This window comes from Acinetobacter sp. CFCC 10889 (assembly GCF_003268395.1).
In the GTDB taxonomy this organism is placed as follows: Bacteria; Pseudomonadota; Gammaproteobacteria; order Pseudomonadales; family Moraxellaceae; genus Acinetobacter.
Genome location: NZ_LQXQ01000020.1, coordinates 44,051 through 66,056, shown reverse-complemented (window position 1 = coordinate 66,056; position 22,006 = coordinate 44,051). Strand labels below are relative to the sequence as shown.

The window sequence follows — 22,006 nt, the reverse complement described above, 5'->3', positions numbered from 1 at the left end:
TGACAAACCTACGCATTTTGTTTTTTATTGACGAATTTGTTTGTAACATACAAATTTAATATTTTGCGTAAAAAAATGTTGCTATATTTTTATAAAACAATACTTTACTTAAATTTCCCTTAAAACATGACCAATTTGCCGTATAGACTAAAATCTGAGACTTATAACTATTGAAATTTATTCAAAAAAAGAGTGTCATTACCAAACTCTTTTCAAATTAGCTGATGGACATGTCTAATTTAAAAACCACGCACCAATTTGACGTGATTATTGTGGGAAGTGGTGGCGCAGGTCTAAGCCTTGCTTTGTCTTTGCCAACACATTTTAAAATTGCGGTTTTAGCCAAATCGAGCTTAACTGATGCGAGCACCTATTTTGCTCAAGGTGGTGTCGCAGCGGTATTGGATGAAACGGATTCCATTGAACAACATATAGATGACACCATGATTGCAGGTGCACATTTATGTGAAATGGATGCGGTCAAACACACAGTTGAAGGTGGTCGACCATCGGTTGACTTTTTACTTGAACACGGTGTGAAATTTACCTTGGATGAAGATGAACAACTGCATCTCACCCGTGAAGGTGGACATTCACAGCGCCGTATTATTCATGCAGCCGATGCGACAGGCAAAGCCATTTCCACCACGCTGGTTGAACGTGCCCAAGAAAAAGAAAATATTACAATTTTTGAAAATTACATTGCGATCGACCTGATTACCACACATAAATTGGGTCATAAAGAATTGGTAAATAAAGCCTTAGGCTTATATGCACTTGATGAACGCAATGAAAAAGTCCATACCTTTTTAGCGCCTTTCACTGCCCTTGCTTGTGGTGGTGCCATGAAAGCTTATCTGTATACCTCCAACCCTGATATTGCTACAGGCGATGGTATTGCCATGGCATATCGTGCAGGTTGTCGTGTTGCAAATATGGAATTTAATCAATTCCACCCAACCTGTTTGTACCACCCCCAAGCGCGTTCATTTTTAATCACTGAAGCGATGCGTGGCGAAGGTGCATACTTGCGTTTACCTGATGGCGAGCGTTTTATGCTGCGTTTTGATGAACGTGCAGAACTAGCACCACGAGACATCGTAGCACGTGCGATTGACTATGAAATCAAGCGTTTAGGTATCCGTCACGTGTGGCTCGATATTAGCCATAAACCTGCGGATTTTGTCAAAGAACATTTTCCAACTTTGTATGCACGTCTGATGGAACTTGGCATTGACATCACTACAGACATGATTCCTGTTGTTCCAGCAGCGCACTATACTTGTGGTGGTGTAGTGGTTGATGAAAACAGTGAAACTGATATTGCAGGTTTATATGCGATTGGTGAAACCTCATATACTGGTTTGCATGGTGCAAACCGTATGGCAAGTAATTCATTATTAGAATGTTTTGTCTACGGAATGAGCGCAGCAAAAGATATTCAGAATAAATTTGATCAGACTTTTGAAGCGCCCAGCGTCCCTGAATGGGATGCAACCCAAGCGGTCTGTCCTGATGAAGAAGTGGTGATTTTACAAAATTGGGATGAATTGCGTCAGACCATGTGGAACTATGTTGGCATTGTACGCACCACCAAACGTCTTGAACGTGCATTACATCGTATTGAAATGCTGAAACAAGAAATTACTGAATATTATCAAGACTATCATGTCAGTAAAAATCTGATCGAGCTGCGTAATTTGGTCTTGGTTTCAGAAATGATTGTGCGCTGCGCCATGCAACGTAAAGAATCACGTGGTTTGCATTACACGCTTGATTATCCTGAACTTTCCAATGAACTGCGTAAAACAGTACTCACCCCGCCGAACTTTAAAGTGGAAACACCTTTGGTCAATGTTTAAGGTAAATATTCAACTTTTAAAATAAAACATCAAACAAGGGAAATCGCCTTAACTTAGACGATTTCCCCCAAACGATTTATCTTTTTGGTGGAATCGAATAGGTACCAGTGACATGCGCAACAGGTTCATCCTGATCAATCGAATAAATCCAAACTTCGCCCACAATCAAAGCTTTTCCAACTTTCATCAGCTTACAAACACCACGCAAGTCCACACCACCTGAGGGTTTACGCAAGAAGTTAATATTTAAATTGGTGGTCACCGCCAAACCCACGATCCCAATCTCACCCAAAATCGCCACATATAAAGCAAAGTCAGCCAAAGTCATCATCGTTGGACCTGAAATCGTGCCACCCGGACGTAAATCAGAACCACCCACATGCCAAATCATCGTTGCACCACACTCTGTTACTTCTTCAATTTCACAGCGTTCCAAACTTGGTGGAAAATGTGTGCTTAAAAATTCGATAATTTCTGTCTTGTTGCTTTTCATTGTTCATTTATCCCTAAGTTATTGCTTTATTCCATCGCATTTTCAATATAAAGCTTTTTATGCCAAGACTTGAGAACCCTTCGGTTCACATTTTCGATAAAAAAGAAGATTTTTGCCAATGCTTTCATTATGTTCTACATCAAAGTAATGAATCAGATAAATATTTATCAAAATTTAATGTAATAAAGAGATTAAAATGCACAAAGTATACTTTAAAAACAGCACAAGGCTAAGCCGACCGAATAGTCCCCATTCGTATGAAAGTTCTTATAGAAATAAATTTTTATTACGTTAAGTTCAAATATTCATATTATTTTAAATATCCAAGCTTAGTGTAAATAATCCAAAACTTGCTTTAAGTTATCAATCCGCTGTGGAATATGACTAACATCATCATGAAAACCATTCAGTAGTAATGCCTGTAAGCCTGCGCCTGTTGCACCTGCATAATCATTCACAGGATGATCACCAATATATAAAGCTTGTTGAGGTTGAATGCGCAAACGCTGACATGTTTCTAAAAATATTTCAGGTTTAGGTTTACTCACTCCCACCAACTCAGAACTGATAATGTCATCAAAATAAGTCGTAAAACCTAAGCCCTCTAAAATTTTCAAGCGAGTTGCATGCCCACCATTAGAAATCACTGCCAATTTATAATTTTCTTGCTTTAAATATTGTAATAAGTCTTCTGCACCTTGCATGGCAACTGCAGCCATACCAAATTGCTGAAACCAATATTGAGTCAATTCATCCAAATCAGGTGCACGGTTCCAAGCCAATGCGGCTATTAAAGCCTGTCCTACTGATGCGGCAATACTGGGATGGGTTAAGCGCTCTTTTTTGGGATAACCACCATTGTCAATATAACGAATAATGCTCACCGTTTTTTCAAGTTCAGTACCATCTAAATGATTTGAAAAATCTTGCAAAAATCGTTTTGCATATACGATTACACTCTGATCGCGGTGCGTCAGAGTATTGTCTAAATCAAAAAGTACAGCTTGAATTTTCATACAATTTCTTTTATTCACCTCAGTTTATAGTCTGCTCAGACCTTGTGAATTTGATGAATTAATGCTCATTTAAGTTTCTTTTGCTTTAATCATAAACTGTTTTCTCAGTCTGCATATGCACTTTATCTGATATGGTTTTATCAAATTTTCAAAAATTTATCTTGTTTTGCTGTGCTATCAGTGTGATTTCTGCGGTCATTTTACTGTATTTTTTCCCTGTAGGTGGTGCAATAGACTTAGCTTTAATTCAGCCTTGGATGGATCAATTTGGTCATTTTATCTATCGAGATAATTATTATTTGGTGCAATGGAATCATAAATATCTGAAAAATATTTTGATTCTAGGCTATCTGAGTTTCCTCTTTTTATGGCTAGCTTCATTTAAAGTTGAAAAATTAAAAGCTTATCGTTGGACGTATGGCTATATGTTTTGGGTCAGTATTCTTTCTACAGGCTTAATCGGTTTATTAAAATCCCAATCACAGCATGCCTGCCCATGGAATATGACACAAGCCACTCCAACAGGTTTTGTTTGGGGTTTTACTGCACAAAACGGACATTGTTTTCCCGGTGGACATGCCAGTACAGGTTTTGCACTGCTGACAGGATTTTTTGTCTATCGTTTAATTTCAAAAAAATACGCTTATCTGTTCTTATCTTTAGGTCTAGCTTTAGGCTTCATCATGGGTTGGGGGCAAATGATGCGAGGTGCACATTTTCTCAGTCACAACTTATGGACAGCTTGGATTATATTTAGCTTAAATGTGGTTTTATATGCTGTATTTTATAAAAAATTTCAACAATATGCTCAATGATTGATAAGGTGAAATTATTCTATTTCACCTTAATATTCTAGGATTAAACTTTCAATTGCATCGGTAACTTGACCAAAACTTCTAAACCGCCCAATTCTTCACTGCGTGATAGCGTCAATACACCACCTAAATGTTGTACTGCCTTTTCCACAATCGACAATCCTAAACCGCTACCAACCTCTAAATGATGATGTACTCGATAAAAACGTTTCAACACTTTATCATATAACTCAGGTTCAATTCCCGCACCACTGTCTTCAATCTTCACAAAAGCTGCCCCCTGCCCATCAGGAAATACCGAGATATTAATCACACCAGAATCAGGGGTGTATTTAATTGCATTATCAATTAAATTAAAAATAATTGAATGCACACTTTGTTCGACACTCAACATTTGTACAGGATCATTACGTAAAAAACCCAAATCTATGTCTTTTTGCATCGCAAGATTGAGCAATTGTTCAACACAGTTAAATGCGACATCATTCAATTGAAAGGTAGTAGCAAGTCGTTCATATTTTAAAGATGCATCTTGCTTGGCTAATGCCAAAAGCTGTGTCACCAAATGCTGCATACGTGCTAAACCCTTACTTAAATTCAATAAGTTAGGATCATCAGGCAGTTGACTCATTAAAATTTTAGTTTGTAAATTCAGTGCTGTAATCGGTGTACGTAACTCATGCGCTGCATCCGCAACAAATTGGCGTTGTTCTTGCTGTGAAATCGAAATACGTTCAAATAAATGATTCATTTCATTGATAGTCGGCACAAGTTCTTCAGGATAATCACTATTTTGAATTGCTGATAATGAGTTCGGATCACGTAAAGACAGTTCAGATTTAAACTCATCCAACGGTCTTAAACTTCTGCGAATAATTAAAACCAATGCCAACAGTGCAAAAGGCATAATCAGCAAATAAGGTAAAAACATCGTCCCTGCCAACTCAAATGCCAATTGTTCACGGACTTTTAATTGTTGACTGATTTGGATTTGATATTGTGCTGTAGGTAAAACATAGGCAATCCAAGTACCATTTTCAGTTTCTTGGGTATAAAAACCTGCCTTACTTTTTGGTTCAATCAGATAATGCTCATCATGACTCAGGTCTTTACGCTCAGCATAAGCCCAAACATCAATAAATAAATCTTCTTCGTGATAGCGTTTTTGATGGTTAAATTCACTTTCTAAAGGTCGTGCATTTTTAGCAACTCGTTCTGCCAAATACACCATTTGCTCATCTAAAATCTCAGTGGTTTCATGCAGCGAAATTTTATATGCGGTGAAAACAAGCACACAGCCCATAAGCACACTAAATAACGACACATAGGTAATTAAACGCTTTCTCAGAGAATAGTGCTTTTTTTCTTTCATGCTTTTATTTCATACTTTTGTTTAATGTATGTTAGGTTTGACCCAAGCGATAACCCAAACCACGAATAGTACGGATAAAGTTTTTACCCAATTTTGAGCGAATATGATGCACATACACCTCAATGGTATTACTGTTAATTTCACTGTCCAACGCATATAACTTATCTTCTAAATTGGTTTTAGAAAATATTTTATTGGGATGTGTCATCAGTGGAATTAAGATCGCCCATTCACGTTTAGACAGATCAACAGGTTCACCTTTAAACATCGCAAGATGCTGCTCTACATCTAATATTAAATCACCATTTTTTAGGATTTCAGTGCCTGCTTGTAATGCCTGTGTTTGATTTGAACGGCGTAATAAAGCTTGGATACGTGCGATCAATTCTTCAAATTCATAAGGTTTAATTAAGTAATCATCTGCGCCTTGATTTAAACCATCAACACGATTTTGTAATTGATCACGTGCTGAAATGATCAATACAGGTGTTGCTACACGCTGACGGATTTGCTTGAGTACTTGCATACCATCCATCATGGGCAAACCCAAATCCAACAAAATCAAATCAAACTGCTGATTGGTGAGTTGCTTTAAACCATCCAAACCATTGTTGACCCATTCCACTTCATATTGATGAAAACGCAATAAGGTCAGCGTTGATTCAGCAATCATAAAGTCATCTTCAATCATTAAGATTTTAGTCATGTTTGGCATCCTGTATTAACTACGCACAGCGCATTGGCTAAGCATATTATTATTTTGGTTAATCACTTGGGTTTTCACGCCCAACAGACTTAATAAACTTGGAAATAAATTATCCTGACTCAACGTTTTTGCCTTTTGTTGTGTTAAACAATCAACTTGTGCAGCATGAGCTTGCTTCCAGCTGTCTGAAAACCACATCATCATTGGAACATGAGTTTGCTGACTTGGTGCAATTGAATACGGCGCACCATGTAAATACATGCCATGTTCACCTGTAGACTCACCATGATCAGACAAATACCAAAAACCAGTTCGATATTGTGTTTGCGTTTTTAAAACTTCAATCACTTGGTTTAGAACATGATCAGTATACACAATGCTATTGTCATAACTATTCAATAATTCATCTCGTGTACAGCCTTGAATCGCATTTGTATCACAGGTTGGATGGAAAATCTGAAAGGCTTTAGGAGCACGCTTATAATATGCAGGACCATGACTCCCTACTTGATGCAATACAATCAAACGTGGCGAGCGATCATCTTTTGCAATTGTGGACATATATTGTTTTAAACTATCGACCAAAATGCCATCTAAACATTCACCATCTTTACACCATTTTTGTTTCAAACCTTCAGGAATTGTATACTGCTCGACACGATTACATGTTCCCTTACAGCCTGAATTATTGTCAATCCAAGTCACTTTGTAGCCTGCACGTTGTGCAATATCCAGCAGTCCCTCACGGTGACTTGCCAGTTGTTCATCATATTCCACACGTGTCATACCTGAGAACATACATGGTACGGATACTGCTGTCGCTGTACCACACGAACTGACTTGATTATAATTCACTACACCTGCTTGTTTGGACAATTCAGGATTGGTATTTTTGTGATAACCGTTCAAAGCAAAGCTTTCTGCACGTGCAGTCTCCCCCACCACCAACACCATCAACTTTGGATGCTTTTGTGTAGAAGTATCTTCAAGCAAATGTGCATCTTCACCATAACGAATCAAAGGTAAATTTTCCTTTGGCGTTCTTTTATGAAAATAAGAACTGGTCGCCCCAAATACATTTTGTGGAGAAATCATTCCCTTTAAATCTCGGTGCTCACGGAAAATTGCAGCAAAATCGACATAATATACAAATAATAAAGCACCGATTACGGTAATAGAAGCCACACTACTAGCACACTTTTTCAGTATGGTTTTAGACCATGAATCATAGGTGACGTTTACCCATGCAATAAAAACAATGGGTAAAATAACAAATGCAATCGTCCACAACATAAAACGTGGAGAAATCAGATCACGTACTTCAGCAGGATCAGTTTGCATCATATTTTGAATCTGATCAGGCGAAATCACCACGCCCAATGAGTTCACAAAATAAGCACTAAATCCACCGATAAAAACCAATAAGATCGTGACCGCTTTCAATGTCCATTTCCAACCTAAAAGCTGTAAAACAAGGTTGTACAATGCTGTTAAAATAAGTGCTGTGGCAAACAAAAATGCATAAGATTTTATACCTTGATATGGCGTAAGCTGATGAATCTGAGAATAAAAAGCAAAATTTAGACATACACCTAACCACACCGCCATGATTACAGTAAACACTGTCACTGACATTGTTATTTTGTGATGAAATCGTTTTTGTATAAAATCCAACATCTCAGTCTGATCATGCATAAAAGATGATTTACTGTAAAAATTGAACCTTAATAAAGACTTAACTCAAACTGAATCGATTTAAGAAAAACAATCAACCCATTGAAAAATAATAGTTTCATAAACAGGCATTTATTTAAGTTGGATTTTTAATGCTTGAGTCACTGAGATATTTTCGCCCATTTAAAAATCGGAAATAAGCAAACACATGCCACCGCACAAATCAGCAATAAATACTGAAAATATCCAAGCCAATCCCCTAAAGCACCACTGAGGATATACAACACACCGCTCACTGCCGCCATAATAGAAACTTGAAAAGTAAAATCAGTTCCTGCATGGGTTTTACGGCTATATTGCATCACCAAAGTTAACATCACCACCAAAAGCATTGCGGCGAACATATCATCCAATGCATTGATCAAATAAATAAGTACATGAGAAATCGTGATTTTATGTTCTAATTGATATGCCAACCATACATAAGCAGCCAAACTAAATACTTTTAAAACTGAGAATAAAATCAGTGCACGCACACGTGAAAAATACTGCAAATAAACACTGGCTAAAGCCGCACCGCATAATGCTGCAACTGCACCCAACATGGTGATATAGACACCAATTTGTGTATAAGACAACCCCAAATCCACCATCAATGGTTTGGTAATTGGACCAGATAAACCATCCGCGATTTTGATCGTACACAAAACTATTAACCAATACAGCATCACTTTACTGTGTAAAAAATACTGTAAATACGTTTGGATCTGTTGAATGAAATGGGTTTTGAAATCAGTTTGATCTACGCGCTTAGATTGCTCTATATGTAAATGATGTTTCGGCTCTTGGTAAAATACAGCAGGAATAATATTTAAAAATACGATTGCAGCTAAAACTAAAAATGTCGTTTGCCATGTCAAACTGTCCAATGCCCACAAAATCGCTCCGCCACCAACAATAAAGCCCAAACGAGAACCGACCACTTGGAACATATTACCCCAATGTTGTTGTGCCCCTTTGAGAATATTCACCGCCAAAGCATCAGTGGCAATATCTTGCGTTGCACCAATCCCATTCATCAACAATAAAGCAATAAAAAACCCCAATAAATACAAGGGGTGATTTAAAGCTTGAATGGGCAAAAAAGATAAAATAATTAAAATAGCAACGGTAAGTAACTGACAAGGCATAATCCAACTACGATAATGCCCAAAAGTAGATGAACCATAACGATCAACCCAAGGTGCCCATAAAACTTTGATTGCCCATGGTGCCATCAGTAAACCAAAACCACCAATATGTGTCAGTGACACTCCTTGCGCTCGTAAAATCACAGGCAAAGCATGTGTCATAAACCCCACAGGCAAACCCTGCGCCCAATATAGAGAAAAAAGTAAGATATACAAATGAGGGGCTTTAAGCATGTGATGATTAACCTTTCAACAAAATGTTGATGCTTCTAACGCTTAATTTTGATGAATTATTACAATTCCGCAATGTACTCTTTATCTTAGGAGCTGCATATTTATAAATAGTTTTAGCTTTATGAAAAAACAATGACAATAAATTTCCCAAAATTACCTGATCAAGTTCCACATCGAGGAACAGAAAAAAGCCGCCAATTTTTTAAAAAGTTATATCTCGCACAAGGCTGGCGTTTTGAAGGCGAATTTCCCAACATCCCTAAAGCTGTTGCGATTGTTTCACCCCATACCTCTAATTTTGATGGATTGTATGCATTTTTAGCAATGCTTGGCATTGGCTTAAAAGTCACGATTTTTGGCAAAGACAGCTTATTTAAACCGCCTTTTGACAAGCTTTTTAAATGGATTGGGGTTATTCCTGTACAGCGTGATTCACCACATGGCTTAACCCACCAAATTGTCCATGTGATTCAATCAACTGATAAAATTTGGATTGCCATTGCTCCCGAAGGTACACGCAACCAAGCTGAAAAAATTAAAAGCGGTTTTTATCACATTGCAGTTGGTGCAAATATTCCGATTGTCATGTTTGCTTTTGATTATGACCATAAAGTCATTCGTTGCTTAGGTATATTTCATCCAACTGGCGATTATGATGCCGATTTAGCTCAAATTTTCAATCATTATGAAGGAAATTTCTCACCTAAAAATCCTACACGATTGGCTAAACCGTTACAAAAACTGTTTAAAAAGCGCTAGAAAATCATGCCACAATCTGTTGTGATGTTGCGCATATTTTGCTTGATTTATGAATAGAGCACTCCCATGCAGATAAAAAATTTTGGACTCATCAGCTTACTTGGTTTGGCATTGGTTGGTTGTGATAAAACCGCCAAAACACCACCAACAACTACAGCGATTAAAGCACGTGAACCTGTGATTGCTCTTGCCTTAGGCGGTGGCGGTGCCAAAGGTTTTGCTCATATTGGTGTCATTAAAGTACTTGAATCACATGGTATTAAACCAAAGATCGTGACAGGAACCAGCGCAGGTAGTTTTGTTGGTAGTATTTATGCCAGTGGTAAAACACCTTATCAAATGCAGCAAATTGCCTTGCAACTCAAAGAATCAGATCTACGTGATTTAACCCTAAATCGTCAAGGCATTGTTTTGGGTGAAAAACTACAAAACTATGTGAATGCTCATGTGGCAAATAAACCGATTGAAAAATTTCCAATTCGTTTTGCAGCAGTGGCAACACGTTTAGACAATGGCAAAAAAGCGGAATTCATCAAAGGTAATGTAGGACAGGCTGTTCGTGCTTCATGCAGTATTCCCAATGTCTTTGTACCAACTACAATTGGTAATACCAAATACGTTGATGGTGGTTTAGTCAGTCCAATTCCCGTGCAAACAGCGAAAAATATGGGTGCTGATATTGTAATTGCTGTCGATATTTCGGCACGTCCATCAGGTAGCCAACCCATGAATATGTGGGGTTTACTTGATCAGACCATTAATATTATGGGTCAACAAAGTATTAATTCTGAACTTTCTCAAGCCAATATCGTGATTCAACCTAAAGTTGGTAATTTGGGCACATTAGACTTAAAAGCAAGTAATCAAGCGATTTTAGAAGGTGAAAAAGCAGCACAACTGAAAATTACTGCGATTCAAGCAGCAATTAACAACTTTAAAAAATCCCCTGCTGCACTACAACCTGCACCTAAAGCAAGAATCTAACTCAAAAAATAATGACCAACTTAAGCCTCGATAAGTTGGTCATTTTTTAATATTCATTCTCACTTCAATCTGTTACATTGAAGAAGATGATTCGTCATCTACCTTTATGATCATGATTAGAGTAGACGCATGAATTTTATAATAGAACCTTGGCATTGGTTAGTTTTAGGTATTCTTTTAATACTTTCGGAACTGATTTTGCCTGCTTTTGCTGCACTGTGGTTTGGTATTGCAGCCATTTTCGTTGCCATTCTCTTTTGGCTTTTTCCAAGTATGTCTTTGACGACTCAAATTATTTTTTGGATCATCTTATCAATCGCCTGCACCGTTTTTTGGTTTAAATTTATCAAACCTTTATCTACAGATAAAACCAAAGCAGGTTTAGCCCGTGAGTCCACGATCGGACAAACAGGTATGGTTATTCAAACTGGTCTAGCACATGACCAAGTCAAAGTCCGTTTTCCGATGCCTATTTTAGGTGCAGATGAATGGAATTGTCGAACACTTGCCCCTATTTCGGTAGGTGATCGTGTGCGTGTCATTGATATTTTAGGAAATGATTTGGTCATTCAACCACATCAAAATCCCCCATCCCCATTATGATTTTTACAAAGAGGAATTAGAAATGTCAGTTGGATCAATTATTGCGCTCGCAATCTTAGCTTTTGTCGGAATTACTATATTTAAAGGCATTCGTATTGTTCCTCAAGGTTATAAATGGATCGTACAACGTTTAGGAAAATATGACAGTACCTTGAGTCCTGGTTTAAATTTTATTATTCCTTATGTGGATGAAGTTGCATATAAAATCACCACCAAAGATATTGTTTTAGATATTCCGTCCCAAGAAGTAATCACCCGTGATAATGCTGTATTGCTTATGAATGCAGTTGCTTATATCAACATTACCACACCAGAAAAAGCGGTGTATGGTATTGAAAATTATACATGGGCGATTCAAAACCTCGTGCAAACCTCACTACGTTCAATTGTAGGTGAAATGGACTTGGATGATGCTTTGTCTTCACGTGATCATATTAAAGCTAAACTCAAAGCTGCAATTTCTGATGATATTTCAGATTGGGGAATTACCTTAAAAACTGTTGAAATTCAAGACATTCAACCATCTCCTACGATGCAATCAGCGATGGAAGCCCAAGCCGCAGCAGAACGTCAACGCCGTGCAACTGTCACCAAAGCAGATGGTGAAAAACAAGCTGCAATTTTAGAAGCAGATGGACGTTTAGAAGCCTCTCGCCGCGATGCTGAAGCACAAGTTGTCTTGGCTGAAGCATCGCAAAAAGCGATTTCGATGGTCACTTCTGCTGTAGGAGATCAGGAAATTCCTGTAGCATATTTATTAGGTGAACAGTATGTAAAAGCCATGCAAGATATGGCTAAATCGAACAATGCGAAAACCGTCGTATTACCTGCTGATATCTTAAATACTATTCGTGGTGTGATGGGACGAAATAACTAATATTTTTATTTTTCAATAAAATAGACAGTTTTTAGACTGTCTATTTTTTTACGAACAATAATTAATCAGCAAATATTGTGAATTTGTGCTTAAATTTCACGTTATTTTTGAAATAAACCATTTCAGATTGTTGTCTTACATACACTTGGACTGCGTATGAGCTCCCTAAACCCCACCTTAATAACCTTTATGTTCTATATCGTCGCCATGATCGTGATTGGCTTATTGGCATATCGGGCAACCAAAGATTTTTCCGACTATATTTTAGGTGGACGCCGTTTAGGGAGCTTTGTCACCGCATTATCCGCAGGTGCATCTGACATGAGTGGCTGGCTACTCATGGGTCTACCCGGTGCAATTTACTTATTTGGTTTATCTAAAATGTGGATCGCCATTGGTCTAATCATTGGTGCATGGCTGAATTGGCTCTTGGTTGCAGGGCGTTTACGTGTTCATACTGAAGTGCAGAATAATGCCCTCACCCTACCTGATTATTTTTCAAATCGTTTCGATGATCGTAAAAAAGTTCTACGTGTCATTTCGGCAGTGGTGATTTTGATCTTCTTTGCGGTGTATTGCGCATCAGGTATGGTTGCAGGTGCACGTTTGTTTGAAGGCATGTTTGATATGTCCTATAACACAGCATTGTGGATCAGTGCAGTTGCAACGATCAGTTACGTATTTATTGGTGGCTTCTTGGCAGTCAGTTGGACGGATACCATTCAAGCAACTTTGATGATTTTCGCTTTATTATTAACCCCGATTGTCACGATTTTAAGTATTGGTGATCTGTCACAGGTTACGATTGCTTTAGAAGCTGCCCGTCCACATGCTTTAGAGTTATTTACCAATTTAAGCACTGTTGCAGTGATTTCATCACTTGCGTGGGGCTTAGGCTATTTTGGTCAACCGCATATTTTAGTGCGCTTTATGGCGATTGATTCAATCAAATCTATCCCTAATGCCCGCCGTATTGGAATGACATGGATGACTTTATGTCTCGGTGGTGCGGTTGCCGCAGGTTTCTTTGGTATCGCATTTTTCTACATGCATCCTGAACTTGCTGCCAATGTAAGTGCTAATCATGAAATGATTTTTATTGAACTGACCAAAATCTTATTCAATCCATGGGTTGCAGGTATTGTATTGGCTGCAATTTTGGCAGCAGTAATGAGTACTTTAAGTTGTCAATTATTGGTCTGTTCAAGTACCTTGACGGAAGATTTTTATAAAGCATTTATCCGTAAATCCGCTTCACAAAAAGAATTGGTTTGGGTCGGTCGTTTAATGGTATTACTGATTGCCATCTTAGCGATCTTTCTTGCACATGATCCAGACTCAGAAGTACTTGGATTAGTAGCAAATGCATGGGCAGGTTTTGGTGCAGCATTTGGACCATTAATTATTTTCTCATTGTTCTGGAAACGTATGACTTTATCAGGTGCAATCGCAGGTATGGTGGTCGGTGCTGTTGTAGTCATTCTTTGGGTCACTATCCCTGAACTGATTGAAACTCAACTCTATTCTATTATTCCTGGTTTTATTGCATCAGTGATCGCAATTGTTGTGGTCAGCTTATTCAGCAAAAAACCAAATAAAGATGTTGTTCAACGTTTTGAAGAAGCAGATCAACTTTATCACCAGTCAAAATAAAATCAAAATCGCAACAAATATCACGATAATGGGACTAAATCAGTCCCATTATGTATTTTAAGCCATATTCAAAATATCCATCACGTTATACCATAACAAAAATTATTGATAAAAATATGATGATTCAATTCATCTAGGAATAATCTAGGAAAGTACGCCTTGAAAAAATTAAAACGCCTCTACCTTCGTCCTCATGATACACCTTTTATTTGGCTGGCTTCTTTTATCTGTACCGCAGAAAAAGAAAAATGGACAAAAGATGAAATCCGTAACATTGTGCAAACAGCACGTCCTTTAGATCGTGAAAGTGCTTATCAATTTTTAATGCAGTTTATTGAAAATACAAAGTCATAATTTCTCAAAATCTATAAGTAAAAAAATCGCAAGTGAATAACTCAACTTGCGATTTAAAAAATAAAAAAGGATTCTAACTTTTACGTGACAATAAAAACTGTGAAATCTGATTCAATTCCATAGCATTTTCAGCAAAATATTCCAAAGCCTCAAACGCTTGATCATGCAAAGTCTGTGCATACTCTTTTGCTTGCGCTAAACCCATCAAAGCTGGATAAGTTGACTTATCCACTTGTTCGTCTTTACCCGCAGTTTTGCCCAAAGATTCTGTGTCAGAAACGACATCTAAAATATCATCTTGAACTTGAAATGCTAAACCAATCGCTTGACCAAATTGACGTAATTGCGGAATTGCTTGATCAGTACCTTTAAAAATCGTCACAGCCGCCATCATAATAGCAGCTTGAATCAATGCACCTGTTTTATTACGGTGAATATTTTCCAAATGTGTTTGGTCAACGTGTTTACCTTCTGCTTGCAAATCCAAGACCTGACCACAGACCATTTTTGATGTCGCTGTTGCCAAAATTTGCATTTGTTTCAAGATAATTGCATGATCTACTGCTTGAGTCTGATCAAACAAGCGGCTACCCAAAACTTCAAACGCCATTGATTGTAAAATATCACCTGCCAATAATGCCGTATCTTCACCAAAAGCAGCATGACAGGTCGGTTGTCCTCGGCGCAATAAGTCATTATCCATACATGGCAAATCATCATGTGCCAATGAATAACAATGGATCAACTCAATTGCGACAGCTGCACGGCGCACTGCTGCAAAATTTGGATTATTTTCCTGTAATGCAGACGTTGCATAACATAATGCAGGTCGTACACGTTTTCCACCTAACATCACAGCATGATGTACTGCGGATTTTAAAGGTTCAGGAAGAGAAAAAGCCTCTAATGCTGTTTGTAAATCCTGCTGAATACGCTGTTGCGCTTGCTTTAATACATCTGCATTCACATTAGAAATAGCGGTCACTTTTGCCTCGAAATTCAAATGATGAGTCACATTAACTCAATATTTTAAGCCCTACCTATTCTACATTGAAAGCTAGGTACAGGCATCTATTTCAGGCACTATTTCAGAAGAGAAGCAGAAAAATGCGCTATTCTGCTACAAAACATGAATCGAATTTTTACCCAGTAATTTTGCTTGATGCACAGCCAAATCTAACTGTTGTAAAATATCCTGCTGCTGAAATGGCAGAGCCAAATGATAAATTCCTATCGAAGCAGTCAATACCTCATGATCATCTACGATGATCTTTTCATGGGAAATTTTCATTTTCAGACGTTCCGCTAATGTAAATACTGCCCATTGCGTCATTTCTTTGATCACGACTACAAAGCTTGCTGAATTTAAACGGAAAATTCGGCTATGATCAGGATTAAGTTCATCATCCAAAACATTACCAATTTGCATTAAAACTTGGTCGCCTTGTGTATAACTATGAATCTGATTAAATTTCTTAAATTGATCTAAATCTACCTTTAAAAAAGCATAGCTAGATTGTAAATTGTTCACGATTTTTTCTTGAATAAATTGATCAAATGCCATTTTATTCGGTAAGCCTGTAATTTGATCAATAAATAAATGATCATGTAATTTTTGATTATTCAAAATCAGTACTTTCTCACGGCGTTTTAAACGTGTGACATCAGCACAAATTAAAATAACAGCTTGCACCGCATGTTCAGCATCATAAATCGCTTTAAAATAAGATAGATAAAAATGTCCTTGCGAATAAAACTCAAAATCAGCTTGTGCTTCTTCATCTTGAATTTTTTCAATCGCCAATAAAAAATGTGCATGCACGACCGTTGAAAATGTACTTAAAAATTTTCCATTTAAAAATAATGCATCACTTTGAAAAATATCAGCAAAAAGTTGATTAACACCAATTAAACGTGAGTCAGGCTCTAAAATTGCTACGGGCAATGGAAGCTTTGAAATCAATGACACCAAATCTAATTTTTCAACATTTTTAAGACTTTGAATCAAGTCTTCATCTGAAAGCATTTGGTTCAAATGAGATCGTTTATGTTCCATAAATTACCCCGCAAATAGTTATGCATAACCATTTTTTGTTTATTTTCAATATATTAATAAATTTATCATCATATTTTAGTGTGAATTTAAACATCTTTATACGAAAACTGCCGTGTAAATTTGAACACAATGATGAGATTAAAATATATTTGATTTTGAATGCGGCATATTATAATTTTTTAAATTTTAAAAATATATGCAATTTTCAAAAAAAGATTAAAAAATAATCACAATAAATGTATAGACAATGACATAAAAAATCCCCAATCACTGAATCGTCATTAGGGATATCTTCATTTTTAATGCAAAAAATTAAAAACTATCTGCGGGGATGCGCACCCATCCCTCCATCAAAACACGTGCACTTCGACTCATGATGGCTTTTTTCACCACCCATTGCCCATTTTCTTGTAGTGCTTGTGCACCTACACGCAAAGTACCTGAAGGATGTCCAAAACGTACAGCTTCACGCTCACCACCACCTGCAGCTAAATTCACCAAAGTATCAGGAATTGCAGCTGCTGTACCAATTGCAACTGCGGCTGTCCCCATCATCGCATGGTGAAGTTTACCCATCGACAATGCACGAACCAATAAATCTGTATCCGCTTCAGTCACTTGTTTACCACTTGATGCTGCGTATGCTTTTGGTTTTGATACAAATGCAACTTTTGGTGTGTGCTGACGATTTGCCGCTTCACTCACATCTTTAATTAGTCCCATTTTCAATGCACCATAAGCACGAATTTTTTCAAACCGTGCTAATGCAGCTGCATCACCATTAATTGCTTCTTGCAATTCTGTGCCTTGATAACCAATATCTTCCGCATTTAAGAAAATCGTTGGAATTCCTGCATTGATCAAGGTTGCTTGAAATGAACCCACATCTGGCACATCCAAAGTATCAACAACGTTACCTGTAGGGAACATTGCACCACCATCTTCACCATCATCAGCAGGATCTAAAAACTCGATTTGTACTTCCGCAGCTGGAAAAGTGACTCCATCTAACTCAAAGTCACCTGTTTCTTGCACTTGTCCGTTGCTGATAGGTACATGAGCAATAATGGTTTTTTGAATATTGACCTGCCAGATACGTACTGTGCACATCCCATTTTCAGGAATACGCTCAGCACTGACCAAACCATTTGAAATTGCAAATGAACCTACCGCAGCCGTTAAGTTACCGCAGTTACCACTCCAATCCACAAATGCTTTATCAATCGACACTTGTCCAAACAAATAATCAACATCATGTTCAGGTTGAGCACTTTTCGAGAGAATTACTGTTTTACTGGTACTTGATGTTGCACCACCCATACCATCAATTTGCTTAGCATATGGATCAGGACTACCAATAACACGGAGTAACATTTGATCACGTGCCTCACCTGCACTTTGCGCACGTTCAGGCAAATCATCTAATTTAAAGAATACGCCTTTACTAGTACCACCACGCATATAAGTTGCAGGGATTTTGATTTGCGGTGCAAAACTCATTGGTCTTTATTCCTTTGGTTTATCTTTGTTGTTTAAAATAGTGAATCCTAGTTCAATTTTATATTACTCTGTTTTTATAAAAAATCATTGACCACATGACTTTAGTATAAAAAATTATCGTTCCAACACCCAATAAATGCTGTTTATTCAAACAAACCATTTCCACAAATAAAATTTATTAACTTGAAAAGTAAATAAAATATTTAAAAAATAGCATTCTGATTTGCTGAGTCATTGATATAAATCGACCATCTACTAGGCTTAAAGTTACCAATCAATTACAATAATTCTATTCGGATAAATAGAGCTAAAGACATTGAGCAACGAGTCTACACAATTACAGCGTGGACTTAAGAATCGTCATATCCAATTAATAGCCATGGGCGGCGCAATTGGTACAGGATTATTTTTAGGTTCAGCACATGTAATCGAAAAAGCGGGACCCTCCATTATTTTGGGTTATGCCATTGGTGGTTTGATCGTATTTTTAATCATGCGTCAACTTGGAGAAATGATTGTACACGAACCTGTCGCAGGTTCTTTTAGTCATTTTGCCAATAAATATTGGGGTAAATTTCCAGGTTTCCTCACAGGATGGAATTATTGGATTTTGTATATTCTTGTGGCGATGACAGAATTAACTGCCGTTGGGAAATACATTAATTATTGGTGGCCTGAAATTCCAAACTGGGTCTCAGTATTATTTTTCTTTGTTGTGATTACACTCATTAACTTAGGAAATGTGAAATTTTATGGTGAATCCGAATTTTGGTTATCCATCGTAAAAGTCACTGCAATTATTTCCATGATTGTTTTCGGTATCTATTTAGTACTAACCGCTGATGTTTCGTCAGGTATTGCATTTTCAAATCTATGGTCACATGGTGGCTTTTTCCCAAATGGATATGAAGCCTTATTCTATATGTTGGCTTTTCTCATGTTCGGTTTTGGTGGTATTGAATTAGTCGGTATGGCTGCTGCTGAGGCAAAAGATCCCGAAAAAACCATTCCTAAAGCCATTAACCAAGTTGTTCCTCGTATCCTTATTTTTTATGTCGGCTCAATGATTATTCTTTTGTCCTTAGTGCCATGGAATCAATTAAATTTCGGCGGTCTGGATAAAAGCCCATTTGTAATGGTCTTTAGTATGATTGGGATCGCATGGGCGGCTCATCTTGTAAACTTTATTATTCTCACGGCAGCGCTTTCTGTTTATAACAGTGGTATGTATGCAAATAGCCGTATGCTTTATGGTTTAGCAAAACAAGGCAATGCACCTAAAATTTTCACTAAAACCAATAAACATGGTGTACCTATTCCTGCGGTATTACTTTCAGCATTTTTAATTTTAGGTTGTGTACCTCTAAATTATTATCTACCTAAAGATGCTTTAAGTCACCTCATGTATATTGTAGTGGGCGCTCTAGTTTTAAACTGGTTAATGATTACTTTGACACATTTGAAATTTAAGCGTGCAATTCGTTTAACCAATCAAACCAGCAAGTACCCTGCACTTTGGGCACCTTTCAGTAATTTTATTGTGATCATTTTTATCGGTATTGTGCTGTATATTATGTGGGATCAAGGCTTTAAAGAGTCTGTAATCATGATTCCTATTTGGATTACACTCATGCTTGTTCTCTACGATATTTTAAATCCACCTGAGATCAAAACTGAAAATAAATAATCCTCATAAAAGCTATTATTTCGGTAATGGCTTTTTTTATATCATGTCGTAAGAATATTAAGATCTATATTTAAAGCTATAGCAAGTTATATAAGACTAAGAATAACCATGATTTGTAGTTAAGTTATTGTTTTTATTGGTGTTTTATGTAAGTAAGGTTATATAAAAATATGGATTTGGTGCGCTCTGCGGGACTCGAACCCACGTCGGTCGCTTAGGAGGCAACTGCTCTATCCAGTTAAGCTAAGGGCGCACGTCAGGCAATAATTTAATAGAAAATGAGCCAAACATAAAGCATTGAATAGCTAGATGGCTAAGGAGTAAGCGGATTGTTATTATTCGCATGAAAAACCTCTTTAAAATAAACGCACTAAATCAATGAATTTTAAAGAGGTCTCATATTAAACTACATCATTTTAAAATTTATAGCCAATTTTTAAGCCATAAGCGATAGCATTATTATCACTGAAATCAGCAACGTAATCTGTACCTGCATTTTGTGAAGCAACTTGACCTTTAGCATCACCTAACCAAAAGTATTTTACCCCACCTGCGATAAAGTAATTGGGTGCAGGGTTAAATTGTAATCCTAGTCCAACATTCCAATAGCCTTCCGTTGGACCCAATGCAGTTACAGGGTTTCCAGCGCCAGAATCCCAACCTGCAGAAACAGTACCCGACCAATGATCATTTAATTTACGTCCAACGCCAACAGTTGCATTCCATTGATCTTTTGAATATTGCAACAGATTAAAACCGTCAGGGCGATTAATGGTGGGTAATTGCCCTACAGTTTCAGCGACCATACCAAATTTAACAGGACGTAATTCAAAGTCTTTCCAATTCACCCAACGAATATTGGCAAAAGCAACCGTGTCTTTCATCACACCAGATTGTAGGTCAATATTCACTGATTGTGGGGTACTAATTTTTGTATCACCTGAAGCTGTAGCAATTTTTGCTGCTGCTGTTGCAAACTATCACCAAGCAAAGCTAAAGCAGGTAAAGTCGGTAAGCTTTCAACCGTATCAATATCATGGTCAATTTTAGAGCGATAAGTGATTGAAGCTTTAAGGGCTATTTCTGGAATTTGAAATGCTGCACCTACAAGCCAACCTACACCATCCGTTTCTTTAAGGGTGGCATCATAACCATTATAAACACTGGTTGCTTGTCCACGTAAGCTTAAACTTCCCTCAATGGTTTGATAGACACCCCCCGCATAAAAATTGAGGTTTTTATTTGGTTGGAAACCAAAAATCATTGATAAGTTGTGTGAGTCAACTTCAGCTTTGGTACTGCCTTGTCCAACCAAGCCATTTACCCCTGCAATACCTGCATCGACTTGTTTGGCAACAGCTGCATCAATCAAGTCTTTAGTCTTTCCAAGTGGGGTTGCAACATTATTGGTATACATGGCTTGCGCTGTAGCAAGAGGAATGCCTGCTTGTTTGGCAAAGGTCTCAATGCCTAAAGGTGTACTACTGGCAATCTTTGAAGCTCGTAATGCTGTCATTGTCGCTGTAGGTAGGATCGTGGTATTGGCATCTGTTACAAACACATTACTGCCTTTATACTCAACATCTGCACCAAAAGGTTGATCATAGAGTAAGCCAAAGGATAAATGATCTGTAAGTTGCAATTTGATCGCTGCGGATGGGAAGTAATAGTCATTCCCCATATCCTCAATATGGCGTGTTGTTTCACTAGTGCCCGCATCCCGCCCTTCAACGGTTGGATCAAGGATTGAAAGACCTGCTTCAAAATAATTATTGGGTTGTAAAAATGCTGAAATAGACTGTCCAGAACGATCCATTGCAGCGGCAAATACCCCTGTTGTTGGGGTTAAACAGAATATAATGGCTGTATATAATGATTTCATTTTCATTGCTTTCATCCTTGATTTTATTGTTAAAATTTCTTTTGTTTTACTGTGTTTTACGGTACTTAATGATATTTTTGATTCATCACTGTACAGTTTTGAATGTAGCATGTTTAAAAATAAGCACAATATTTATTTGGCGAAAATGACAAATGGTTTTGTCAAAATAGTCAATTCAAAAATAAATGTATTGTTCATTCATAATGGGAACTAAAAAATCTAAATTTTCTACCTAGTGAATTCTTTTAGCTGGATCATCATTCGGCAGTACATTTGAAATGAAATTTAA

18 protein-coding genes, 1 tRNA gene and 1 pseudogene are annotated in these 22,006 nt (G+C 37.3%); 9 read left to right on the top strand and 11 right to left on the bottom strand.

Translation table 11 applies throughout. The features are described 5' to 3' along the window. Positions 1 to 224: 224 nt before the first annotated feature. Positions 225 to 1,862, top strand: a complete 1,638-nt coding sequence (gene nadB / locus AVJ19_RS09560; protein WP_111859496.1) for an L-aspartate oxidase — start codon at positions 225 to 227, stop codon at positions 1,860 to 1,862. Between the two features lie 76 nt (positions 1,863 to 1,938). Here nadB and AVJ19_RS09555 read toward each other — a convergent pair whose 3' ends face one another. Together AVJ19_RS09555 and AVJ19_RS09550 are read right to left on the bottom strand one after the other, a co-directional pair. After that, positions 1,939 to 2,355 (bottom strand): PaaI family thioesterase, encoded by a 417-nt coding sequence (locus AVJ19_RS09555; RefSeq protein ID WP_111859495.1) that lies wholly within the window; start codon positions 2,353 to 2,355, stop codon positions 1,939 to 1,941. Between the two features lie 329 nt (positions 2,356 to 2,684). Continuing rightward, the gene (locus AVJ19_RS09550; protein WP_111859494.1) at positions 2,685 to 3,371 is read right to left on the bottom strand and encodes an HAD family hydrolase; all 687 of its coding nucleotides are present in this window, start codon (positions 3,369 to 3,371) and stop codon (positions 2,685 to 2,687) included. 131 nt (positions 3,372 to 3,502) lie between these two features. Here AVJ19_RS09550 and AVJ19_RS09545 point away from each other — a divergent pair, with 131 nt between their 5' ends. Beyond that, positions 3,503 to 4,186 (top strand): phosphatase PAP2 family protein, encoded by a 684-nt coding sequence (locus AVJ19_RS09545; protein WP_111859493.1) that lies wholly within the window; start codon positions 3,503 to 3,505, stop codon positions 4,184 to 4,186. A gap of 43 nt (positions 4,187 to 4,229) precedes the next feature. Here the strand turns inward: AVJ19_RS09545 and AVJ19_RS09540 are convergent, their stop codons facing one another. From AVJ19_RS09540 to AVJ19_RS09525, 4 genes are all read right to left on the bottom strand, one after another. Further along, a complete protein-coding gene (locus tag AVJ19_RS09540; RefSeq protein ID WP_111859492.1) occupies positions 4,230 to 5,558 on the bottom strand; it encodes an ATP-binding protein in 1,329 nt (442 codons plus the stop codon). Positions 5,559 to 5,589: 31 nt separating this feature from the next. Beyond that, positions 5,590 to 6,264 (bottom strand): response regulator transcription factor, encoded by a 675-nt coding sequence (locus tag AVJ19_RS09535; protein ID WP_111859491.1) that lies wholly within the window; start codon positions 6,262 to 6,264, stop codon positions 5,590 to 5,592. 15 nt (positions 6,265 to 6,279) lie between these two features. After that, entirely contained in the window at positions 6,280 to 7,941 is a 1,662-nt protein-coding gene (locus AVJ19_RS09530) for a phosphoethanolamine transferase (protein WP_111859510.1), read from the bottom strand. A gap of 158 nt (positions 7,942 to 8,099) precedes the next feature. Beyond that, on the bottom strand, positions 8,100 to 9,362 hold the full coding sequence (locus AVJ19_RS09525; protein ID WP_111859490.1) for an MFS transporter: 1,263 nt from the start codon (positions 9,360 to 9,362) through the stop codon (positions 8,100 to 8,102). 132 nt (positions 9,363 to 9,494) lie between these two features. Between AVJ19_RS09525 and AVJ19_RS09520 the strand changes: the two genes are divergently transcribed. The 6 genes from AVJ19_RS09520 to AVJ19_RS09495 all read left to right on the top strand — a co-directional run bounded on the left by AVJ19_RS09520 (position 9,495) and on the right by AVJ19_RS09495 (position 14,592). After that, positions 9,495 to 10,121 carry a lysophospholipid acyltransferase family protein gene (locus AVJ19_RS09520; protein WP_111859489.1) on the top strand — a complete coding sequence of 209 codons (627 nt, stop codon included), beginning with the start codon at positions 9,495 to 9,497 and terminating at the stop codon, positions 10,119 to 10,121. 66 nt (positions 10,122 to 10,187) lie between these two features. Next, entirely contained in the window at positions 10,188 to 11,105 is a 918-nt protein-coding gene (locus AVJ19_RS09515; RefSeq protein ID WP_111859488.1) for a patatin-like phospholipase family protein, read from the top strand. Positions 11,106 to 11,234: 129 nt separating this feature from the next. Continuing rightward, complete coding sequence (locus AVJ19_RS09510) at positions 11,235 to 11,708, top strand: NfeD family protein (RefSeq protein WP_111859487.1); 474 nt, start codon at positions 11,235 to 11,237, stop codon at positions 11,706 to 11,708. Positions 11,709 to 11,730: 22 nt separating this feature from the next. After that, positions 11,731 to 12,585, top strand: a complete 855-nt coding sequence (locus AVJ19_RS09505; RefSeq protein WP_111859486.1) for an SPFH domain-containing protein — start codon at positions 11,731 to 11,733, stop codon at positions 12,583 to 12,585. A gap of 156 nt (positions 12,586 to 12,741) precedes the next feature. Beyond that, positions 12,742 to 14,238: a sodium/proline symporter PutP gene (putP, locus tag AVJ19_RS09500; protein WP_111859485.1), complete on the top strand. Its 1,497-nt coding sequence runs from the start codon at positions 12,742 to 12,744 to the stop codon at positions 14,236 to 14,238. A gap of 159 nt (positions 14,239 to 14,397) precedes the next feature. Continuing rightward, entirely contained in the window at positions 14,398 to 14,592 is a 195-nt protein-coding gene (locus AVJ19_RS09495; protein ID WP_111859484.1) for a hypothetical protein, read from the top strand. 73 nt (positions 14,593 to 14,665) lie between these two features. On the opposite strand, the gene AVJ19_RS09490 is transcribed toward AVJ19_RS09495, so the two are convergent. From AVJ19_RS09490 to prpF, 3 genes are all read right to left on the bottom strand, one after another. Next, positions 14,666 to 15,577: a polyprenyl synthetase family protein gene (locus AVJ19_RS09490; RefSeq protein WP_111859509.1), complete on the bottom strand. Its 912-nt coding sequence runs from the start codon at positions 15,575 to 15,577 to the stop codon at positions 14,666 to 14,668. A 135-nt stretch (positions 15,578 to 15,712) separates the two neighbouring features. After that, positions 15,713 to 16,648: a GGDEF domain-containing protein gene (locus AVJ19_RS09485; protein ID WP_111859483.1), complete on the bottom strand. Its 936-nt coding sequence runs from the start codon at positions 16,646 to 16,648 to the stop codon at positions 15,713 to 15,715. Between the two features lie 312 nt (positions 16,649 to 16,960). After that, positions 16,961 to 18,148: a 2-methylaconitate cis-trans isomerase PrpF gene (gene prpF / locus AVJ19_RS09480; protein WP_111859482.1), complete on the bottom strand. Its 1,188-nt coding sequence runs from the start codon at positions 18,146 to 18,148 to the stop codon at positions 16,961 to 16,963. 316 nt (positions 18,149 to 18,464) lie between these two features. Here prpF and AVJ19_RS09475 point away from each other — a divergent pair, with 316 nt between their 5' ends. Further along, the gene (locus AVJ19_RS09475) at positions 18,465 to 19,835 is read left to right on the top strand and encodes an amino acid permease (protein WP_111859481.1); all 1,371 of its coding nucleotides are present in this window, start codon (positions 18,465 to 18,467) and stop codon (positions 19,833 to 19,835) included. Positions 19,836 to 20,012: 177 nt separating this feature from the next. Here the strand turns inward: AVJ19_RS09475 and AVJ19_RS09470 are convergent. Both AVJ19_RS09470 and AVJ19_RS09465 read right to left on the bottom strand, forming a co-directional pair. Then, a tRNA-Arg gene (locus AVJ19_RS09470) sits at positions 20,013 to 20,088 on the bottom strand. A 163-nt stretch (positions 20,089 to 20,251) separates the two neighbouring features. After that, a pseudogene (locus AVJ19_RS09465) lies at positions 20,252 to 21,723 on the bottom strand (outer membrane protein transport protein). Positions 21,724 to 22,006: the final 283 nt, after the last annotated feature.

Bases quoted from the DNA above. Each gene is read 5' to 3' on its own strand.
- nadB (WP_111859496.1), top strand. From the start codon at position 225: ATGGACATGTCTAATTTAAAAACCACGCACCAATTTGACGTGATTATT.
- AVJ19_RS09555 (WP_111859495.1), bottom strand. From the start codon at position 2,355: ATGAAAAGCAACAAGACAGAAATTATCGAATTTTTAAGCACACATTTT.
- AVJ19_RS09550 (WP_111859494.1), bottom strand. From the start codon at position 3,371: ATGAAAATTCAAGCTGTACTTTTTGATTTAGACAATACTCTGACGCAC.
- AVJ19_RS09545 (WP_111859493.1), top strand. From the start codon at position 3,503: ATGGTTTTATCAAATTTTCAAAAATTTATCTTGTTTTGCTGTGCTATC.
- AVJ19_RS09540 (WP_111859492.1), bottom strand. From the start codon at position 5,558: ATGAAAGAAAAAAAGCACTATTCTCTGAGAAAGCGTTTAATTACCTAT.
- AVJ19_RS09535 (WP_111859491.1), bottom strand. From the start codon at position 6,264: ATGACTAAAATCTTAATGATTGAAGATGACTTTATGATTGCTGAATCA.
- AVJ19_RS09530 (WP_111859510.1), bottom strand. From the start codon at position 7,941: ATGTTGGATTTTATACAAAAACGATTTCATCACAAAATAACAATGTCA.
- AVJ19_RS09525 (WP_111859490.1), bottom strand. From the start codon at position 9,362: ATGCTTAAAGCCCCTCATTTGTATATCTTACTTTTTTCTCTATATTGG.
- AVJ19_RS09520 (WP_111859489.1), top strand. From the start codon at position 9,495: ATGACAATAAATTTCCCAAAATTACCTGATCAAGTTCCACATCGAGGA.
- AVJ19_RS09515 (WP_111859488.1), top strand. From the start codon at position 10,188: ATGCAGATAAAAAATTTTGGACTCATCAGCTTACTTGGTTTGGCATTG.
- AVJ19_RS09510 (WP_111859487.1), top strand. From the start codon at position 11,235: ATGAATTTTATAATAGAACCTTGGCATTGGTTAGTTTTAGGTATTCTT.
- AVJ19_RS09505 (WP_111859486.1), top strand. From the start codon at position 11,731: ATGTCAGTTGGATCAATTATTGCGCTCGCAATCTTAGCTTTTGTCGGA.
- putP (WP_111859485.1), top strand. From the start codon at position 12,742: ATGAGCTCCCTAAACCCCACCTTAATAACCTTTATGTTCTATATCGTC.
- AVJ19_RS09485 (WP_111859483.1), bottom strand. From the start codon at position 16,648: ATGGAACATAAACGATCTCATTTGAACCAAATGCTTTCAGATGAAGAC.
- prpF (WP_111859482.1), bottom strand. From the start codon at position 18,148: ATGAGTTTTGCACCGCAAATCAAAATCCCTGCAACTTATATGCGTGGT.